At 43.4% G+C, this 20098-nt stretch carries 16 protein-coding genes; all 16 read right to left on the reverse strand.

Annotation, left to right across the window (positions count from 1 at the left end; translation table 11 throughout):
• Window positions 1–11: 11 nt before the first annotated feature.
• Window positions 12–947 (reverse strand): tRNA (adenosine(37)-N6)-dimethylallyltransferase MiaA, encoded by a 936-nt coding sequence (gene miaA / locus FTX54_RS09090; protein WP_147802286.1) that lies wholly within the window; start codon window positions 945–947, stop codon window positions 12–14.
• Entirely contained in the window at window positions 944–1753 is an 810-nt protein-coding gene (locus tag FTX54_RS09095; RefSeq protein WP_147802287.1) for a class I SAM-dependent methyltransferase, read from the reverse strand. The genes miaA and FTX54_RS09095 overlap by 4 nt, the downstream gene beginning before the upstream one ends.
• Window positions 1750–3600 carry a DNA mismatch repair endonuclease MutL gene (mutL, locus tag FTX54_RS09100; RefSeq protein ID WP_147802288.1) on the reverse strand — a complete coding sequence of 617 codons (1851 nt, stop codon included), beginning with the start codon at window positions 3598–3600 and terminating at the stop codon, window positions 1750–1752. The genes FTX54_RS09095 and mutL overlap by 4 nt, the downstream gene beginning before the upstream one ends.
• Window positions 3601–3614: 14 nt before the next feature.
• Window positions 3615–6158, reverse strand: coding sequence for a DNA mismatch repair protein MutS (gene mutS / locus FTX54_RS09105; protein WP_147802497.1), 2544 nt, complete (start codon window positions 6156–6158; stop codon window positions 3615–3617).
• 113 nt (window positions 6159–6271) lie between these two features.
• Entirely contained in the window at window positions 6272–6694 is a 423-nt protein-coding gene (locus FTX54_RS09110; protein ID WP_147802289.1) for a RicAFT regulatory complex protein RicA family protein, read from the reverse strand.
• The gene (gene miaB / locus FTX54_RS09115; RefSeq protein ID WP_147802290.1) at window positions 6694–8232 is read right to left on the reverse strand and encodes a tRNA (N6-isopentenyl adenosine(37)-C2)-methylthiotransferase MiaB; all 1539 of its coding nucleotides are present in this window, start codon (window positions 8230–8232) and stop codon (window positions 6694–6696) included. The genes FTX54_RS09110 and miaB overlap by 1 nt, the downstream gene beginning before the upstream one ends.
• Window positions 8233–8551: 319 nt before the next feature.
• Entirely contained in the window at window positions 8552–9727 is a 1176-nt protein-coding gene (locus FTX54_RS09120) for a glycine C-acetyltransferase (protein ID WP_147802291.1), read from the reverse strand.
• Window positions 9728–9748: 21 nt separating this feature from the next.
• Window positions 9749–10789 (reverse strand): L-threonine 3-dehydrogenase, encoded by a 1041-nt coding sequence (gene tdh / locus FTX54_RS09125; RefSeq protein ID WP_147802292.1) that lies wholly within the window; start codon window positions 10787–10789, stop codon window positions 9749–9751.
• Window positions 10790–11161: 372 nt separating this feature from the next.
• Entirely contained in the window at window positions 11162–11422 is a 261-nt protein-coding gene (locus FTX54_RS09130; RefSeq protein ID WP_147802293.1) for a stage V sporulation protein S, read from the reverse strand.
• A gap of 140 nt (window positions 11423–11562) precedes the next feature.
• Entirely contained in the window at window positions 11563–12357 is a 795-nt protein-coding gene (locus tag FTX54_RS09135) for a TIGR00282 family metallophosphoesterase (protein ID WP_147802294.1), read from the reverse strand.
• A 93-nt stretch (window positions 12358–12450) separates the two neighbouring features.
• Window positions 12451–14013, reverse strand: coding sequence for a ribonuclease Y (rny, locus tag FTX54_RS09140; RefSeq protein ID WP_422387399.1), 1563 nt, complete (start codon window positions 14011–14013; stop codon window positions 12451–12453).
• Window positions 14014–14401: 388 nt separating this feature from the next.
• Entirely contained in the window at window positions 14402–15448 is a 1047-nt protein-coding gene (gene recA / locus FTX54_RS09145; protein WP_147802296.1) for a recombinase RecA, read from the reverse strand.
• 142 nt (window positions 15449–15590) lie between these two features.
• Window positions 15591–17183 carry a DEAD/DEAH box helicase gene (locus tag FTX54_RS09150; RefSeq protein ID WP_147802297.1) on the reverse strand — a complete coding sequence of 531 codons (1593 nt, stop codon included), beginning with the start codon at window positions 17181–17183 and terminating at the stop codon, window positions 15591–15593.
• Between the two features lie 14 nt (window positions 17184–17197).
• Entirely contained in the window at window positions 17198–18436 is a 1239-nt protein-coding gene (locus FTX54_RS09155) for a competence/damage-inducible protein A (protein WP_147802298.1), read from the reverse strand.
• Between the two features lie 13 nt (window positions 18437–18449).
• The gene (pgsA, locus tag FTX54_RS09160) at window positions 18450–19028 is read right to left on the reverse strand and encodes a CDP-diacylglycerol--glycerol-3-phosphate 3-phosphatidyltransferase (RefSeq protein ID WP_147802299.1); all 579 of its coding nucleotides are present in this window, start codon (window positions 19026–19028) and stop codon (window positions 18450–18452) included.
• Window positions 19029–19247: 219 nt separating this feature from the next.
• Window positions 19248–20087: a helix-turn-helix domain-containing protein gene (locus tag FTX54_RS09165; RefSeq protein WP_187254429.1), complete on the reverse strand. Its 840-nt coding sequence runs from the start codon at window positions 20085–20087 to the stop codon at window positions 19248–19250.
• Window positions 20088–20098 lie beyond the last annotated feature (11 nt).

A 20098-nucleotide genomic window follows, 5' to 3' on the forward strand; every position in this document is an offset into this window, starting at 1 on the left:
TTTATTGATACTTACTTCTCTACTGAAGGATAAATTCCTGCAACGAATTCCTCTATATTACTTAATCTTTCTTCCCTTTCCTCTGTCATATCAAACCAGGAGACAGGCAGTTTATTTCGAAACCACGTTAACTGGCGTTTGGCATATCGCCGGGAATTCTGTTTTAAGTTGGCAGCTGCCTCCTCCAATGAAGTATCTCCTTTGATATGAGGAATCATCTCTTTATATCCGATAGCTCTCATCGCTGCTGAATGTTCGTATCCCTGATCTACAAGCTTTTTCACTTCAGCTGCCAGTCCTGAATCTATCATGCTGTCCACTCGTTTGTTAATCCGTCCATAAAGCTGATCCCGGTCCATCGTTAAGCCAATCAACGTGACATTATACGGGCTGATTTTCTTTTCTTCTTGCTCTTTATGAAGAGGCTGACCAGTGACGTGAATAATTTCCAGTGCTCTGATAACTCTTCTAACATTATTAAAATGAACAGAAGCAGCCGCTTCCGGGTCTTTTTCTTCAAGCATATTATGCAGATATTCAGCACCCTTTTCTTCTGCCGCTTCTTCAAGGATCAGCCTGTAGGCTTCATCTTCTTTAGTATGTTGGAAAGAATAATCATAAATGAGGCTTTGAATATACATACCGGTACCTCCTGCCACAATAGGCAGTTTCCCGCGGTCACGGATAGATTTAACTGCTTCTTCTGCACGGGTTTTAAAATCAGCAGCAGAAAAAGGGGTATCCGGACTTAATATATCTATAAGATGATGAGGCACTTTTTTTCGTTCAGCAGGCGTAACTTTAGCTGTTCCAATATCCATGCCTCTATACACCTGCATGGAATCGCCGCTGATTATTTCTCCATTTAGTTTTTCAGCCAGATTGATTGCTGCAGCTGTTTTACCGACTGCTGTAGGCCCTGCTACAACGACAAGCGGCTGTTTCATATTGTTCTCTCCTTTGTATCAATATAGCCGATTTGATAATTAGCCGAAGCACGTGATGCTAAGGTAAATCCATATTTTTTGAAGATTATACTTCGGCTGTAGTCTTTCAGAAGAACTTTTTTACGGGCGACCCTGCATGCTTCTTCCAGGAGATAACCGCTTAACCCGTTATTGTTCACCAGAGGCCTCATTGCAGATAATCCGGAAGATCCTGAAACTGCACCGGTAAACATTGGATCGAATAATACGGTATCCACACTGTCGGTATCTAAAAGTGACAGATAGTCTTCCGATTTTGTATTTTCAACTGTTATTCTCGCAGCGGCTGTTTTCATTTCCGGTACAGGCATAGAATAAGAACGGAGGCCTTCGCGGACAATTAATGAAATTAACCGGCTGCTTTCAACTCCAGTTACTTCCCCTTTTGAGCCCGCGGCCCAGGCTAAGAGAAGACTGTCAGCTCCAAGACCCATTGTAGCATCGACAATTTGATCCCCTGGTTTTACATCAGCTTCAGAAATAAGCGGGTCCCTGCCGGTTTTAAGAAGCTGTTTAAATCTCAGCGATGCTGCGTTAGGATGGTAGAAAAATGGAGCTTCATCAACTGTCGTATACAGCTCCAGTTTCGTTTTACTGACGACAAGCAGGGGTTTGCCATACTCCTGGAGCAGGTAATTGATTGACTTTTTATTACGTGGAATGCACACAAAGCCATTTTCGGAAGCCAGTTTTTCTGCATACGGGCTCAGCTGCTCAGCATGCTTACCAGCTGTAGTAACAACTGCGATGCTTTCGACCCCTGTCAATTCATTACTCTTTTAAACATTTTTTCAAGTTCATAGATTGTGTAGTGAATCATTACCGGCCGCCCGTGTGGACATGTGTAAGGTTCTCTGCATTTTCGCCACTCTTTGATCAATGCCTCCATGTCTTCATGCCGGAGGTGGTGATTAGCCTTGATCGCTCCCTTACAGGCCATCAACGCAGCAGCATCATCGCGAAGGGCCGCAATATCAACTTTCTGACTCTCTTTTATTTGTTCGACCATTTCTAAAATCGTTTCTTTTTCCTCATCGGCTGGAAACCAGCTCGGATAAGCTCGAATAAGGAAAGAATTTTTTCCAAAAGCTTCAATAAATAATCCTACTTTTTCCAGTTCTGACCGATATTCTTCCAGAAGTACCGCTTCTGCAGATGTAACATCCAACGTTAAAGGAATGAGCAGTTCTTTCAGTTCTTTAGCAGGACTGGAAAGCTTTTCTGCAAAATATTCGTAATTAATCCTCTCCTGTGCTGCGTGCTGGTCGATCATATAAAAGCCCGTTTCATTCTGTGCCAGGATGTACGTGCCGTGAAGCTGTCCAATCGGATATAAATAAGGAAGGTCCTGCTCCTCTTTTTTTTCGTTATTAGAAGGAGCCTCGTGGAAAGACGGATTGTCTTCTTTAATTTCCTGAGGAGCGCCGGCAGTTTCTTTTTCTGATACAGCAGAGCTTAAATTGCCCTCAGAAAGAAAATCTTCTTCCTGATTTCCTTGTTTCTCTTCAGCGTTGTATGCTTTAAAAGTCTGTACACCTTGCTCAGATGCAGCAGGAAAGGAGAAGGGAACCTGCTCAGGTTTTGGGATCTTTGTTTTTGATTTCGGCTCCTGCATGGACGGAATCAGCTGCTCGTTCCTCCATACATTACGCACTGTTTCAGTCACGAGTTCCTGAAGCGCCTTTTCTTTGCTTAATCTAACTTCCATCTTGGAAGGGTGCACGTTCACGTCCACCAGCTGCGGATTCAAAGAGATATGCAGACAGACAATAGGAAATTTCCCGATTGGCAGAAGCGTATTATATCCGGAAAGAACAGCTTTTACGAGCGCATGATTTTTAATATAGCGTCCGTTAAGGATCATTGTCATATACGATCTGCTGGAGCGGACCTCGGATGGCGAGGCTGCGTAACCTTTTATTTGAAAATCAGCGGAAGAGGCTTTCAGAACTTTCATTTCTCCGGCGGCAGTTTTTCCATATATACTGTACAATACCTGCAGGAGATCATTGCGGCCGCTCGTTTTTAACATTGTCCGGCCTTCATTATACAATTCAAATGCAATGTCGGGCCGTGCCAGTGCCATCCGGTTGAGAATATCGCTTATATGGCCCAGTTCCGTATGAATCGTTTTTAAATATTTCAGCCTGGCTGGCGTATTAAAAAACAGATCTTCGACTATTATTTCCGTCCCTTTCCGGGGCGGGGCGGAAGTACGGGTTTTCACCTGACCGCCTTTGACGATTATTTTTTCACCTGTTCTTCCATCACCGGAAGTTGTAAGCGTCACTTCTGCTACAGAAGCGATACTCGGCAGGGCCTCTCCACGGAATCCGAGCGTTCCGATTCGAAACAGGTCTCTGTCCGTTTTAATTTTGCTCGTAGCATGACGGAAAAAAGCGGCTTCTCTGTCTTCTTCAAGAATACCTTCCCCATCATCCATTACGCGGATACTCGATAACCCGCCTTCAAAAACGTCCACTCGAATCCTGCTGCTTCCGGCATCTACAGCGTTTTCGACTAATTCTTTTACAACAGAAGCAGGGCGTTCCACCACTTCTCCTGCTGCTATTTTATTGGACAGCTGTTCGTTAAGTTTAATGATCCGGCCCATCGTCGGGTCCTCCTTTACTTCAGTTTCCGCTGCAGTTTGTCTAAAATCTGCATTGCTTCGAGCGGAGTCAGGTGCAGAAGATCCGTTTCTTTTAATTCATTTAATACCGGGTGTTCTGCTTCTTCCGGAAACAGCGAAAGCTGTTGGTAAGGCTCTTCATTTCTGGATATTGATTCCTGCCTGTGCCCGGCTTCTTTTTCAAGACCTTCCAGAATTTCTCCTGCTCTTTGAATCAATTTATCCGGAAGATCAGCAAGCTTAGCAACGTGAATGCCGTAGCTCTTATCTGCAGCTCCTTCCACCACTTTATGAAGAAAAGTCAGAGTGCCGTTTTCTTCTTTCGCAGAGACATGCACGTTTCTCATTCGTTTAAGCTCTGTCCCCAGTCTCGTAAGTTCATGATAATGGGTAGAGAAAAGCGTCATCGCACGTATGTCGTCATGGATATATTCGATTACAGCCTGAGCAAGAGCCATGCCGTCGTAGGTGGAAGTTCCTCTCCCTATTTCATCGAGAAGAATCAGGCTGCGGGAAGTTGCTCTATCAACCGCCTGCTTCGTTTCAAGCATTTCGACCATGAAAGTACTCTGTCCCTGGGACAAATCATCCGCAGCTCCTATTCTCGTAAATATATGATCAAACAGAGGAAGCACAGCTTTATCAGCAGGAACGAATGAGCCTGCCTGGGCCATAACAACAATAAGAGCAAGCTGCCTCATATACGTACTCTTTCCCGCCATGTTCGGCCCCGTAATCAGAAGCATTTCCCGTTCTTCATGCATGAATAAATCGTTGGCAACATAATCTCCGGCATCAATCATCGCTTCTACCACCGGGTGCCGGCTGTTTTCCAGCTCTATATGCTTTTTGTCCGTAAATTCAGGCTTCACATAGTGGTTTGCTTCTGCAGTAACAGCGAAACTTTGCAGCACGTCAATCGTACTTACAGCTTTAGCCGCAGACTGAAGAGTACGTATATAATTTTTCACTTCTTCTCTTACCTGCAGGAAAAGCTCGTATTCCAGTTTGCTTCCTTTTTCTTCTGCTTCCAGTATGATCGTTTCTTTTTCTTTCAGTTCTTCGGTGACATAGCGTTCTGCATTGGTCAGCGTTTGTTTTCTTTCGTACCTTCCTTCAGGGAGATTCTTCAGATTGGCTCTGGAAACTTCAATATAGTACCCGAAAACTTTATTGAAGCCCACTTTCAATGTTTTGATGCCGGTAGCTTTTTTTTCTTTCGCTTCCAGTTCAGCAATCCAGTCTTTCCCGTATTTCATGGCATGACGATATTCGTCAAGCGTACTATGATATCCATCTTTAATCAGGTTTCCTTCTGTAATTGATACCGGACAATCTTCCCGGATGCTGTTTTCAAGCAGTTCAACTAATGGCTCAGGAGTGGTTAACGAGGAAAGAAGCTTCTCTGCATAATCATTATTTAATACGTGCAGCGTTTCATAAAGATAAGGGAGCTGCTGCAAAGATTTTTTCAGCTGAATTAAATCTTTTCCGTTAACGTTACCGAAAGCAATTCTTCCACTCAGTCTTTCCAGGTCATACACACCCCGAAGCTGTTCTCTTACAGTTTCCCGCTCCAGAAAGTGATCGATAAAGGAGGAAGTCAGACTCTGCCTTTCTTCTGCTGTTTCATGATGCACAGCGGGTCTCTCCAGCCACCTTTTCAACCTTCTCGCTCCCATCGCTGTTTCTGTTTTATCAAGAACGTGGAGCAGGGAACCAGCTTTTTTTCGGTCTCTCATCGTTTCGGTTATTTCAAGGTTACGCCTCGAATAACTGTCTATCGATAAAAACTGATCTGCTTCATAATAGGCTGCTTTTTGAAGATGGTCCAAAACCCGTTTTGTAGTCTCGCTGAAATAATCCAGAAGCTGGGCGGCGCCGTCTTTCATCTGATCTCCCGGGATGTCCTGAAGGAGATTTTCGTAATTTTTGAAAGAAGACGTTCCTTCCAGAATGGTCAAAGGGACGGAAGTTCTTGAAGAAATTTTTAAGTCCATTCCATCACTAAGCCCTTCATCAACAACTATTTCTTTAGGATCATAGGAAAGCGCCTCTTCTAACGCTAAAATTTCCTCTTCGACCCCGGTAACAAATATTTCTCCGGTTGTCATATCGGCTGCACTTACCGTATAAGTATCAAAATCTTTCCGTAATCCGACAACATACTGGTTATTCTTTTCATGAAGAGCTTTTCCATTCATAACTGTTCCCGGAGTTATAACCTGTACCACTTCTCTTCTTACAACTCCTTTAGCCGCTGCCGGATCTTCCGTCTGCTCACATATCGCTACTTTATACCCTTTTTCTATAAGCTGGGAAATGTACTGCTCCGACGAATGATGAGGCACCCCGCACATAGGAATTGCCTGTTCGCCTTTCCCGCGTTTAGTTAAGGTAATTTCAAGTTCTCTGGCGGCTTCCAAAGCATCACTGTGAAACAGCTCGTAAAAATCCCCAAGGCGGAAAAACAAAAAAGCATCTTCATACTCCGCTTTAATTTGTTCATACTGTTTCATCATCGGTGTGATCTGCGTCATAATATCAGCCAACTTTCTTTGTCTGCTCTTCTTTCATTATAGCATGCTTCTGCCCGTAAAAAAGCTGCAGTAAAAAGGCTGTCCCCTCGACGGAACAGCCCTTTTTCGCTGCTTTAGCAGCCATGATCGAATGGATTTTTTGAGGTCGTACCTTTTAAAATGTCTCCCTCTGCAGACTCTATAATTTTCTGCGTAACAGTATTGGAAATGGTATTACTGACCATCTGAAGCAGTTCATTTACTTCGATCTGAGACTGCTTAAATTCCTGGACGAGAGGGATATTATCCAATTCATCCTGAAGGGCATCAATCTTCTCATCTGTCGCTTTCAGTGCTTCCGACTTATCGTAGTGCTTTAAATTGACTGCTTCTTTTTGAAGGGATTTAATTTTACCGATAATTTCCTGTACTTTCAGGTGATCGTTAATCTGGCCTTCTGCCCTTTTGAAAAAATCAACTTCTTCTGTTTCTGATATTTTGTGCGCGAGACCGCGCGCTTCTTCCATAATCTGCTGCTTTGTATAATATTCTGCCATTAATTATTCACCTCTGCAGTTTCTACTAGTTCTCCATTAAGAGACCAGGTTTTTGCATCTGTTATTTTAACATAGACAATTTCGCCTATGCTCGTTTTCGGACCGCGGAAATTAACGAGCCGGTTTGTTCTCGTTCTGCCGCTTAAAACATCTGGATTCTTTTTGCTTTCTCCTTCTACCAGTACTTCCATTGTCTGTCCTGCGTAGGATTTATTTTTTTCTGCCGAAAGATCATTAACCAGGGCATTCAGCCGGGCAAGACGCTCTTTCTTTACCTCATGCGGTACATTATCCTGCATGTTGGCAGCCGGCGTCCCTTCCCGCGGAGAATAAATATACGTGAACGCGCTGTCGTATTCCATTTCCCTTACTAAAGACATCGTATCTTCAAACTGTTCTTCTGTTTCATTCGGGAAGCCGACGATAATATCTGTAGTAAAAGATGCATGGGGAATCGCCTGTTTTATTTTAGCGGCGAGTTCGACGTACGATTCTCTTGTGTATTTCCGTGCCATCAGTTTTAATACCTGATTGTTCCCGCTTTGTACCGGGAGATGGATATGTTCCACTAGGTTTCCGCCCTTGGCCAGTACTTCAATCAGGTGGTCATCGAAATCACGGGGATGGCTCGTTGTAAATCGAACGCGGGGAATATCAATTTTACGAATTTCATCCATAAGATCTCCCAATCCGTAATTAACATCCACAAGGTCTTTTCCATACGCATTGACGTTTTGTCCAAGAAGCGTTATTTCTTTGTACCCGCTGCGGGCCAGGTGACGTACTTCTTCAATAATATCTTCCGGCCGGCGGCTTCGTTCTTTACCGCGGGTATAGGGAACAATGCAGTACGTGCAGAACTTATCGCAGCCGTACATGATATTGACCCACCCCTGGATTTTGCCTTTTCTCGCCCGGGGCATGTTTTCAATAATGTCGCCTTCTTTCGACCACACTTCGATAACCATTTCTTTGCCGAAAATGGCGTTTTTCAACAGCTCAGGCAGACGGTGAATATTATGTGTACCGAAAATAAGATCCACCTGCTGATGCTTCTGCAGAATACGGTTAACAACAGATTCTTCCTGGGACATACATCCGCACACCCCGATGACAAGTCCAGGATTATCGCGTTTTAAATTCTTCAGGTGACCGATTTCACCGAACACTTTGTTTTCGGCGTTTTCACGTATAGCGCATGTGTTAATAAGAATCACATCTGCTTCTTCTGTTACAGCCGTAGATTCAAAACCCATTCTCATAAGGATACCTGCCATATTTTCTGAATCATGTTCATTCATCTGGCATCCATATGTACGTATGAGGAATTTTTTCCCTTCTCCAATTTTCTGCATGTCTTCCGGGACATCAAAATCGTAATGAATTTCTATATCTTCTTTCCCCCGTTTTTTCGCCTGCTTTAAGCTGGGCGGGGCATAAGTCGTTTCGAAATACTGTGAGTAATCTTTATCCTTTACAGCTTTTTTATGACCAGCATCGTCCGCCTGTGTCTGCTGTTTACGCTGTTCTTCATTCATACGACGCATAGCTCCTTTATAGATAGACTATCAACCTATAATTATAAATGGTTTTCCCTATGTATACAACCTTTTCTGCTTTTGCTGGAGAGCGTCCAATATGGAAAGCCGCCGTTTCAGAAAGCACGCCTTATAAAAAGCAGCGTATTTATATCCATTTTCAGTATTTTAAAGAAAGAATATAGGCTTCTTCGAAAAAACGAAAAACAAAACCGTTTAAAACAGGAAACGGACCATTCCTAAACAATTTAATGAGGAGCTGGATTTTTAATAGACAGCGGAATGGACCACGCAGTTTTTCCCGCGCAGTCCATATCGACTAGATGATATTAAGTTCCCTTCCAGCTTTTTCAAAGGCTGCCAGAGCTTTATCAAGAAGCTCAGTTGTATGCTCTGCTGTAACGATCGTACGAACCCTTGCCTGCCCTTTGGCTACTGTAGGGAAGGCAATTCCTTGAGCAAACACTCCATATTCTCTCAGCTTATCGGAAAGCTCATGAGATTTCGCTTCATCCCCAACAATAACCGGAGTAATTGGAGTCTCACTTCTGCCAATATCGAAGCCGATTTTCTTTAATCCCTCTTTAAAATAACGGGTGTTATCCCAGAGACGTTCAATCAGCTCCGGTTCTTCCTTCAGTACTTTCACTGCTTCCATACAGGCGGCAGTAACAGCAGGCGGATGGGAAGTGCTGAATAGAAAAGGACGTCCTTTATGAATCAAATAATCTCTTACAGCCTGTGTGCTTGCTATATACCCGCCCAGGACGCCTACCGCCTTACTCAAAGTACCTACCTGGATATGAACGCGGCCGTTTAGATCAAAATGATCCACTGTACCTCGTCCATTGCGGCCGAGCACGCCGCTGGCATGTGCATCATCAACCATAATAAGAGCATCATACTTTTCGCAAAGATCCACTATTTCGGGAAGCGGAGCGATATTACCATCCATTGAAAAAACACCGTCTGTTACTACAAGGCGTTTTCTATAGCTTTGGGCAGCTTTTAATGCCTCTTCCAGACTCTGCATGTCGACGTGTTTATAAATTTTCCGGGCTGCTTTCGTCAAACGAATCCCATCAATAATGGAAGCATGGTTCAGTTCATCGGATATTACTACGTCTTCTTTCGTTAACAGAGACGCAAGTACAGCCTGATTGGCCGTAAATCCAGACTGGAGCACGAGCGTTGCTTCTGTATGTTTAAAAGCAGCGAGCTGCTCTTCGAATTCATTATGCATTGTGAACGTTCCAGCAATCGTGCGTACCGATCCAGTACCTGCACCAAACTCATCTGTCGCTCTTACTGCTTCAAGCTTAAGCCGCGGATGCGTAGTCAGTCCAAGATAATTATTGGATGAAAGCTGAATCAGCTCTTTCCCTTCTATTTTTACTGTAGCTCCCTGGTCTGATTCAATTGGAACGAGACTTCGAAACACGCCGTCTTCTTTCATTTGCTGCAGTTCTTCTTCGATATATTCAAAACCTTTCATAAATAAAACCTCCTTAATAATTTACGGGTGCAATATGACTTTACCACAATTGCCTTTTAGCATGAGTTCAAAACCTTTTTCAAAATCTTCCAGCGGAAAGTGATGGGTAATCATCGGTTTTACATCCACTCTTCCTGAAGAAAGCATTCCTGACACCTGCTGCCATGTTTGAAACATTTTTCTGCCCGTAATTCCCTGTACGGTAATCCCTTTAAATACGATATCGTTCGTAACATCTATCTCCACCGGCCGCACAGGGAGACTGAGGATCGAAACCCGGCCTCCATTGGTAACCATTTTAAATCCTTGATTCATAGCAACAGGATGACCGCTCATTTCACAAACTATATCAACTCCTGCACCGTTCGTTTCTTTCGTTACTACTGTAAGAGGGTCTTCATGCATGGAATGAACAGGCCGGTCCGCTCCCATAGTTTCAGCAAGTTCCAGTCGGTAATCATTCAAATCAAAAGCAAATACTTTTGAAGCTCCAGCAGCTTTCGCTACGCCTACAGCCATAAGTCCAATCGGTCCGCACCCAATCACGGCGACGGTTTTCCCCGCTACGTCACCTGACAACACGGTATGTACGGCATTTCCCATTGGTTCCTGCACACTTGCTTCATCCCAGGGAAGGGCCGGATCGTTCACCCAGAGGTTTTCGGAAGGAAGTACTACAAACTCCGCAAAGCACCCGTCCCGGTCCACACCGATAATTTCTGTATTTCGGCATATATGGGCATTTCCTGTCATACACTGGGGACAATGACCACAGACTATGTGGGTCTCTGCAGAAACATGGTCTCCTACTTTAACATTATTAACAAGTTCTCCAGTTTCGACTACTTCTCCTGAAAATTCATGCCCGAAAATATACGGCGGTTTTACTCTGCTTTCGGACCATTCATCCCAATTATAAATATGTACATCTGTACCGCAGATCGAGGTTGCTCTCACTTTTATCAGTACCTGCTGCGCTCCGCATTCGGGAACCGGTACAGTTTTCAGTTCCGCACCTTCTGCAGCCTCTGCTTTTACAATCGCCTTCATTGTTTTCTGCATCTCACTCGCCACCTTTACTGATCTTTTATCAGTCTACCACGGTTACTTGTTCACCTCAACTAAACTGTCCACGAGAGAAGGACATCGGCTTATGTGTCGTACATTTCTTTAAAATCAGGACTTTTCTTTTGTGTATAAATGAGAAAAAATTGAAAATCAGCCATTAATGAAGTCTGAATCGTCCATTATTTAATTATTAGACTACCTTCTGATACTGAACGGTTGCAGTGCAAAACTTTCACTTTACATTCTGCCTATTCCTCCAGAGTGCTGCAAAAGTCATTCAGGACGACTTAAGAGATATTACTTGGTTCAAAACACAAACAAAAAAAGCATGGAGGATATCCATGCTGAGGCTGCTTCTGTTATTCTTTATCTCGGTTCTACAATTAATTTGATCGCCGTTCGTTCTTCGCCGTCAATTTGAATATCTGTAAAGGCCGGGATACAGATTAAATCTATTCCGCTTGGTGCCACGAAGCCCCGGGCTATCGCCACCGCCTTAATCGACTGATTTAATGCACCGGCACCTATCGCCTGGATTTCTGCTGTGCCCCGCTCACGGATTACACCAGCCAGCGCACCAGCTACAGAATTAGGATTGGATTTTGCTGAAACTTTTAATATTTCCATACAAGGTACCTCCCTCAATATAGTTGAACGAATATCCTGAAGTTTCTTTACTGAATTAATTGTTTCATCTTGGTGGTGCATTTCAGTCTTTGTACCTCTTTACCACATTTAAGGCCTGTATTAAACCTGAAAAGCAATGATTAGTCAAAAAATGGAGCTTCATTACTAATATGAATTCTCTTCACGGAAACTGCTTTTCCTGTTTGATCATCAATATCAAGAATTACACCATTTAACTGTGATCTGCCTTTAGTGACTTCAAATTTTCCAGGGAGCCCAGTTATAAACTTATTTATGATTACTTCTTTCTCCATTCCAAGAATCCCATCATAAGGACCTGTCATCCCTGCATCAGACAGATAAGCTGTACCGGAAGGAAGTACCCGCTCATCAGCTGTCGGGACATGTGTATGAGTTCCTATTACAGCCGATACTCTTCCATCCAGATACCAGGCCAGTGCCTGTTTCTCACTCGTTGCTTCGGCATGAAAATCAACGAATATGACGGAAGTTTCTTTTTCTGCTATGGCAATTAATTCATCTGCTTTGCGAAATGGACAGTCAATTGGAGGCATAAACGTTCTTCCCTGCAGATTAATAACTGCTGCTTTTTTTCGCAGCCCTTTTATAAATTGGAGACCTGTTCCTGGAGCGCCTTCCGGAAAGTTGGCAGGCCTTACCATTTTATCCGCCCCGTCTATAAAATCAAAAATCTCTTTTTTATCCCACGTATGATTTCCCATCGTCAGCACGTCTGCTCCCGCCTCGAGAAGTTCGTGATATATTTTTTTTGTAATACCCTTGCCCGCTGCTGCGTTCTCACCATTTACAATAGTAAGATCAGGCTTATATTTCGCTTTCAGCTTCGAAGCATATTCTTTCCATATATCTCTTCCGGGGGAACCTACAATGTCACCTATAAACATGATTTTCATTCTATCCACTCCTATTTAATTGGTTTCAGCATAAGAAAGGGGCCATACCGCAGGTTTATATCCTGCGGAACAGCCCCTTGAACTTTCCTGCTCTTATTTAGCGTACTCAACCGCTCTCGTTTCCCTGATAACTGTAACCTTAATATGACCAGGATAATCGAGTTCATCTTCAATACGCTTCGTGATATCCCGGGCGAGCCGGTAAGAATCTTCATCCGATATTGTATCCGGCTTAACCATAATGCGGATTTCACGTCCTGCTTGAATGGCATAGGTTTTTTCTACTCCTTCAAACGATTCGGAAATCTCTTCCAGTTTTTCCAGACGTTTAATGTACGTCTCAAGAGTTTCTCTTCTTGCTCCAGGGCGTGCGGCGGAGAGAGCATCAGCAGCTGCTACAAGCGTGGCAATTACAGAAGTTGCTTCCGTATCACCATGGTGGGAAGCAATACTGTTTATTACTACCGGGTGCTCCTTATACTTCGTAGCTAATTCTACACCGATTTCTACGTGGCTTCCTTCCACTTCATGATCGATAGCTTTACCCAGGTCGTGAAGAAGACCTGCTCTTCTTGCAAGCTGGACATCTTCTCCGACTTCAGCAGCCATAATCCCGCTAAGGTGTGCCACTTCCACGGAATGTTTGAGTACATTCTGACCGTAACTGGTACGGAACTTCAGACGTCCGAGTATTTTAATTAAATCAGGATGCAGATTATGAATACCAATTTCGAAAGTCGTCTGTTCACCGTATTCACGAATCATTTCGTCCACTTCACGGCGTGACTTTTCAACCGTTTCTTCAATCCGTGCCGGATGTATCCGCCCGTCCTGAACCAGCTTTTCAAGAGAAGATTTCGCAATCTCCCGACGGATTGGATCAAACCCGGATAGAATAACCGCTTCCGGAGTATCATCGATAATTAAATCGATACCTGTCAATGTTTCAAGCGCCCGTATATTTCTGCCTTCACGGCCAATAATACGTCCTTTCATTTCATCATTAGGCAGGTTCACTACGGAAACCGTCGTTTCGGCAACATGATCAGCTGCACAACGCTGAATAGCAAGTGATAAAATCTCTTTTGCGTTTTTGTTGGCTTCTTCTTTTGCGCGAGATGTAAAATCTTTTACAAATACAGCTTTTTCATGAGTTAATTCATTCTCCATGGTAGCCATAATCATGTCTCTCGCTTCATCTTTTGTAAAACCTGAGATGCGTTCTAATTCTTCCTGCTGCTTGTTAACCAATTCCTCGACTTTGCTATTCATGTCGTCGATTTCAAGCTGACGTTCAGACAGCTTTTGTTCACGCACTTCGAGTGCATTTTCTTTTTTGTCCAACGTCTCACTTTTTCGATCAAGGACTTCTTCCTTTTGAACTAATCGGTTCTCCTGTTTCTGAATGTCGTTGCGGCGGTCGCGGAGTTCCTGTTCTGCTTCCAGACGAATTTTATGGGCTTCATCTTTAGCTTCCAGGACAGCTTCTTTTTTACTGGATTCCGCTTCCCGCTTAGCATCTTCTACTGTCTGCCTGGCCAGCATTTCCGCACTGGAAATTTTCGCTTCAGCAATAGACTTTCGTACAAAATATCCGACAAAGAACACGATTACTGCAGTGAATAGCAAAATGAGGATTTGTAGTGTCAAATTCACGATTGACTCACCTCCTCATGCTATTTCTTCTGTAGTAGAGCTAAATTTCGTGTGGTTCTAAATAATTAGCACTAATAGTATGGAACAACCTCAAAACTGGCCCTACGATAAAGGGCTGGTCAGTAATAAAGTGTTCTAATTAATTGTATGCTTCCATATGTATTATGTCAAGCATTGGAAATATTAGGTATATTGATGAATCTAAAGAATTAAAAAAGCAATTTTGTATGATTCTTTCGGGAACGAAATTCTTTTCATCTGCGTCGTAAAAAGTGCCATGACGATTACTTAACGTCATGGCACTTTTGCAGAATCGGCGGGCCCGCCTGATTGGCCGGGGATCACTGAAACTTTTTATAGAAGAGTCTTTTTTAAAGCAGGAGCTGTTTTATTTTAAATCAAGCTCCTCATCTGTTTCTTCTTCTTTAGGTGCAGGGACTTCCTGTGGTTCGAGCAGCCCGTAATGTTCACGGACTTTGCGTTCAATCTCATCCATCGTCGTTGTATTTTCTTTCAAAAACGTTTTGGCATTTTCACGCCCCTGGCCCATACGTTCACCTTCGTAGGCATACCAGGCTCCGCTTTTTTGAATAATATCTAATTCAGAAGCCATATCAATTAAAGAACCTTCTCGCGATATACCTTCTCCATACATGATATCAACTTCCGCTGTGCGGAATGGGGGAGCTACTTTGTTTTTCACTACTTTAATTTTTGTTTTGTTTCCAATCATTTCGTTCCCCTGCTTCAATGCTTCCGCTCTTCGTACTTCCAGTCGGACTGAAGAATAGAATTTCAGTGCCCGGCCTCCCGGTGTAGTTTCCGGATTACCGAACATGACGCCGACTTTTTCACGGATCTGGTTAATGAAAACCGCTATAGTATTCGACTTTGAAACGGCGCCGGACAATTTACGCAGTGCCTGGGACATCAGTCTTGCCTGAAGACCAACGTGGCTGTCTCCCATTTCTCCTTCAATTTCCGCCTTAGGTACGAGAGCTGCAACCGAATCAACAACAATCATATCTACAGCACCGCTTCGGACTAAAGCTTCTGCAATTTCAAGTGCCTGCTCTCCGGTATCCGGCTGCGATAAAAGAAGCTCGTCAATATCTACTCCCAGGTTCTGGGCATATTCAGGATCCAGTGCGTGCTCCGCATCTATAAAAGCAGCCTGTCCTCCGTTTCGCTGAACTGCTGCAATTGCATGAAGAGCTACCGTAGTTTTACCGGAAGATTCAGGACCGTAAATTTCAACGACTCTTCCGCGAGGATATCCTCCGACTCCAAGTGCTATATCCAATGCCAATGTTCCACTGGAAACAGTGGAAACACGACGGTCCGTCTGTTCTCCAAGTTTCATGATGGATCCTTTGCCGAACTGCTTTTCAATCTGCTTTAACGCCATGTCCAGCGCCTGCTTTCGATCTGACACGTGTACATCTCTCCTTTTAAAAACTTCTATTTTTATATCTGCTAAATGCAGGGATTCCCCGACTGCAAACATCCGTTCGCTTATTTACAGTATAATATAAAAACATCCGCTTCGTCAATGATAGCGAAGCGGATGCAGACTACTATTTTCGGCTTGGCCGCGGCTTGGCAGGTTCTAAATTAATTTTAGCTCCGCCAACACGTGCATACTTTAAACCTTCATAAACAAATGGTGCCGATTCTTCAGGGACTTCCATGAATGTAAAGTTTTCAAAAATGTCAATCTTTCCGATAACTTTCGGGCTGATTCCAACAAGTTTGGAAACATCTTCTACAAGCTTTTTCGGAGTCATATCGACATTTCTTCCTACATTAATGAAAAATCGGGTCATTCCTTTTTGGGCACCGGTTTCACCAAACTCATACCCATCTTTCTTTTTCGTTTCATCGTGGCTGTAAAAGGCCAGTTTCAATAGAGAACTGACTACTTTATCAGACGGATAATCACTCAGCAGATCTGCAACGAGTGATTCGTACAATGAATCATCCTGCTGATCATCTTCGATAAGCTGAACGATTTGATTTTTCCACGCAAGCTGCTGCTTTTCAACAACTTCTTCAATAGAAGGAATACCTCGTGCAGGTATTGGATTCTTTATTTCACGCTCGATAGAACGAAGATGCTTCATCTCACGCGGAGTCACGAGAGTGATTGCAATACCTTCCCTTCCGGCACGTCCTGTACGTCCAATTCGGTGTACATAACTTTCCGGGTCTTGAGGAATATCATAGTTGATAACGTGTGTTACGTTCTGCACATCGATTCCCCGCGCTGCTACATCAGTAGCTACAAGAAATTCAATTGTAGCTTTACGGAATTTCTTCATGACTACGTCACGCTGGGACTGTGTAAGGTCCCCGTGAAGACCATCTGCCATATAACCTCTGGCCTGCAGAGATTCCGTGAGTTCTGCCACTCCTTTTTTTGTACGGCAGAAAATAATCCCCAGATCAAGTGTTTCACTGTCGATAATTCTTGTAAGAGAATCCAGTTTATTTTTATCCAGAACTTTATAATAAACCTGTTCAATAGAAGGAGCGGCAACTTCTCCTTTATCAATCGTAACGTGAGAAGGGGTAGTCATATATTTGTTTGAAAGCTTACGGATAGCTGGAGGCATTGTTGCTGAGAAAAGCAGGGTCTGCCGCTCAGTATTCGCATTGCGGAGAATTTTTTCGATATCATCGATAAAACCCATGTCAAGCATTTCATCAGCTTCATCAAGAACAAGCGTATTTATCTGGTCCAGTTTAATTGTACCCCGGTTAACATGATCAAGTACCCGACCTGGCGTACCGACAACAATCTGAACACCACGCTTTAATGTTTTAATCTGATGGCCGATTGACTGACCGCCGTATACTGGAAGCGTCTGCGCTTTTGTAAACTTAGAAAGCTTCTGTACTTCGCCTGCAACCTGAATAGCAAGTTCACGGGTTGGCGTAAGAATTAGTGCCTGAATGTGCTTCTGCTTTGAATTCACATCGTTAATAATTGGAATACCGAAAGCTGCTGTTTTACCAGTTCCAGTCTGAGCCTGGCCGATTAAATCGTGCTTTTGCAAAATTTCCGGAATTACTTTTTCCTGAATTGGAGATGGTGCTTCAAAGCCCATTTCCTTAACTGCTTTTTTCAAATTACTGGATATATCAAATTCTTCAAACTTCATTACCATGTATTCATCCACCTTTATTTATTTCGTAACTCTTGAAACAGCAAGTAAAGTGCTTGTTTCACCGCGTACGTGCGGATCCTGCTGCGGCTTCCCTTAATCTTAACAAAATGGCCCACGGTCTCATTAGGACCGGCAATTCCTATAAACATCTCTCCCGGTTGATAACCTTCCATCGGATCGGGTCCTGCAGCACCGGTAAAACTTACGCCGTAATCTGACCGGAATAGTTTACGGCAGCCTTCTGCCATCGCTATGGCACAAGCCTCGCTCACAGCACCGTGTTCCTCCAGAATAGCTTTATCTACTCCAACAGCTTCCTGCTTCGCTTCATTACTATAACACACGACGCCGCCGGGGAAAATCATAGAAGCTCCGCCGAATTTCGTCATAGTATCAGCAAAAGCCCCGCCAGTCAAGCTTTCAGCTGAAGAAACTCCTATTTTTTTCTCTCTTAAAATATCTGCAACAATTTTTTCAAGTTCTTCTTCACCTTCTCCATAACAGTACTCACCAACTCGATCTAAAATCTTTTCTTTTAAATCGTGCAGCAGCGTGTCGTTTTCAGAATCAGAAGGACCTTTTACAGTTAACCGCAGAGAAACTTCTCCATCGGACGCAAGAGGGGCTATCGTTGGGTTAGTCTGACTTTCCAATAAATCGTCGATCTTATCGACCAGCTGTGATTCACCAATCTCATAAAATCGAAGCACAGTTGACTGTATCTGCTGTCTTTCGCTGATTTGATTCGTGAGATAAGGAATTCCATACGTTTTAAACATTACTTTTAATTCGCGCGGAGGACCAGGAAGCATCATAACAAGAGTTCCATTATCATCTAAAACAGAGCCACATGCAAGTCCTTCGTCATTGGGAAAAACTTCCGCCCCCTCCGGAATAAGAGCCTGCTGTAAATTATTATCCGTCATTGTCTGTTCCCGGCCTTTAAAAAAGGAAAGGATCTGATCTTTGGCGGCTTGTTCATATACCAGCTTTCTGCCCGTGATTTCAGAGACAGTTTCACGGGTGAGGTCATCTTTTGTCGGGCCGAGGCCACCCGTCAGGATAATAACATCCGCCCGCGATTTGGCTGTAGTAAAGGCATTTTTCAATCGTCCGGGATTGTCTCCTACAGCCTGATGATAGTAAACATTGATCCCTGCTTGAGACAGTTCCTTGGATAAAAAAGAAGCATTTGAATTATCAATCTGACCAAGGATCAGTTCAGATCCTACACCAATAATTTCTGCATTCATTCTGACATTCCTCCTATTGGGCGTCTAAGAGAACATGCTTATTCTTTATAAAATAATCTACCCCGGAAAATACTGTCAGGATAACAGCTATATAAATCATTACTACATCAAACGGAAAATTCACTAATTCAAAGATTATGTTATGAAGAAGCAGAGCAGACGCCGCTACAATTTGACTGACAGTCTTCCATTTACCCCATATACTTGCAGCTATAACTTCCCCGCTGCCGGAAGCGACAAGACGCAGGCCGGTAACTGCGAATTCTCTGCTTAAAATAACTACAGCTGCCCAGGCAGGAAACATATCGAGACCAACAAGCCCTACAAAAGCTGCTGTTATAAGAAGTTTGTCGGCAAGGGGGTCCAGAAATTTCCCCATACTTGTCACAAGATTATATCTGCGCGCGTAATATCCATCAAGCCAATCTGTAGCAGCAGCAACAATAAAAATAAGAGCAGCTATAAAATGGGATAACGGAATAACGGCTCCTAATAATGTGAGGGAACCCCATCCAAAATCTATAAGCAGGAAAACCATAAATATTGGAATTAACAATATGCGTGAAATCGTAATTTGATTAGGTATATTCATAGTACCCTCCCCGGTTATCCTGGCCGCCGAACATATGTAGGCCGATTATATTTTACCAAAAAGTATCGTAAATTGCTAACGGTCTTTTTCCAGCCGTCTTTTTAATTATTTGCCGCCAGGTTCCCCCACCTTCTGCTTAAGTCATAACTGTGCTTTAAAAATATTACTGAAGTTTGAAAAAAATGCCTCGCAGGAAAGTGAGAAGGCTGCGGGCATTTTTCATGACGTATTGTTTTGCAGGATAATGTAAATGCGATGATCATCTGTTTCGTACTGCAGTTCTTCTCCATTTATAAATATAGAGGCTGTTCTGGCGTTGCCGAGATTGAATGTCACCTCTGTTTCTTCGCTGAAATCAAAGGAAGCTTCTTCCCCATCGGAATGCTCCTGCTGGTGAATTTCATTTCCTTCACTGTCAAGGATCTGTACCCAGCTTCCCCCGGAAAAAACCATCTCGACTTCCATCTCTTCATTCCCTGACATTGAATAGGTAAAGCGATTATCTTCACGGCTTTCAAAAGTCAGCTGACTGCCTTCATTTCCAGATTCATTTTCTTCGTTACTCTGATCTGATGTTTCTTCATCTGCTTCAGCATCATCCGTTTCATCTGCAGCGATATTGGACGGCGGGCTGCTGTTACTTCCCTGGGTTCCATCGTCACTTTGATTAAACAGCCAAAAAGCGAAACCAACAGCCACGATAACACTAATGGCAAGGATTGTTGGCAGCAGAGTTATCAAAGGCGGTTTTTCTCTCGGGGCCCCTGTCGATGTTTTTTTCCTGGCGGTCCTTTTTGGAAGACCCTGCGGATCTGATCGTTTTGGCTGAGGGAGTTCCTCAGCATGTTCTTCAAATAGTTCAGCAGAATGCAGGCCTACAGCTTCTGCATAACTTTTTATAAATGCCCGGGCATAAAAATCCCCAGGCATTTCCGAATAGTTCCCTGCTTCAATCGCTTCCAGATAGCGCTTCTGAATTTTTGTTTTCTGCTGGAGTTCATCCAGCGATACCCCTTTTTCCTGACGGGCTTTTTTTAATTTATTACCTAGTTCTGACACCCTATCCACCC

The organism is Alkalicoccus halolimnae (assembly GCF_008014775.2).
Taxonomy (GTDB): domain Bacteria; phylum Bacillota; class Bacilli; order Bacillales; family Salisediminibacteriaceae; genus Alkalicoccus; species Alkalicoccus halolimnae.

Excerpts from the sequence above, each read along its gene's own strand:
- miaA (WP_147802286.1), bottom strand. The coding sequence starts at position 947 with ATGAAACAGCCGCTTGTCGTTGTAGCAGGGCCTACAGCAGTCGGTAAA.
- mutL (WP_147802288.1), bottom strand. The coding sequence starts at position 3,600 with ATGGGCCGGATCATTAAACTTAACGAACAGCTGTCCAATAAAATAGCA.
- mutS (WP_147802497.1), bottom strand. The coding sequence starts at position 6,158 with ATGACGCAGATCACACCGATGATGAAACAGTATGAACAAATTAAAGCG.
- FTX54_RS09110 (WP_147802289.1), bottom strand. The coding sequence starts at position 6,694 with ATGGCAGAATATTATACAAAGCAGCAGATTATGGAAGAAGCGCGCGGT.
- miaB (WP_147802290.1), bottom strand. The coding sequence starts at position 8,232 with ATGAATGAAGAACAGCGTAAACAGCAGACACAGGCGGACGATGCTGGT.
- FTX54_RS09120 (WP_147802291.1), bottom strand. The coding sequence starts at position 9,727 with ATGAAAGGTTTTGAATATATCGAAGAAGAACTGCAGCAAATGAAAGAA.
- tdh (WP_147802292.1), bottom strand. The coding sequence starts at position 10,789 with ATGCAGAAAACAATGAAGGCGATTGTAAAAGCAGAGGCTGCAGAAGGT.
- FTX54_RS09130 (WP_147802293.1), bottom strand. The coding sequence starts at position 11,422 with ATGGAAATATTAAAAGTTTCAGCAAAATCCAATCCTAATTCTGTAGCT.
- FTX54_RS09135 (WP_147802294.1), bottom strand. The coding sequence starts at position 12,357 with ATGAAAATCATGTTTATAGGTGACATTGTAGGTTCCCCCGGAAGAGAT.
- FTX54_RS09150 (WP_147802297.1), bottom strand. The coding sequence starts at position 17,183 with ATGGTAATGAAGTTTGAAGAATTTGATATATCCAGTAATTTGAAAAAA.
- FTX54_RS09155 (WP_147802298.1), bottom strand. The coding sequence starts at position 18,436 with ATGAATGCAGAAATTATTGGTGTAGGATCTGAACTGATCCTTGGTCAG.
- pgsA (WP_147802299.1), bottom strand. The coding sequence starts at position 19,028 with ATGAATATACCTAATCAAATTACGATTTCACGCATATTGTTAATTCCA.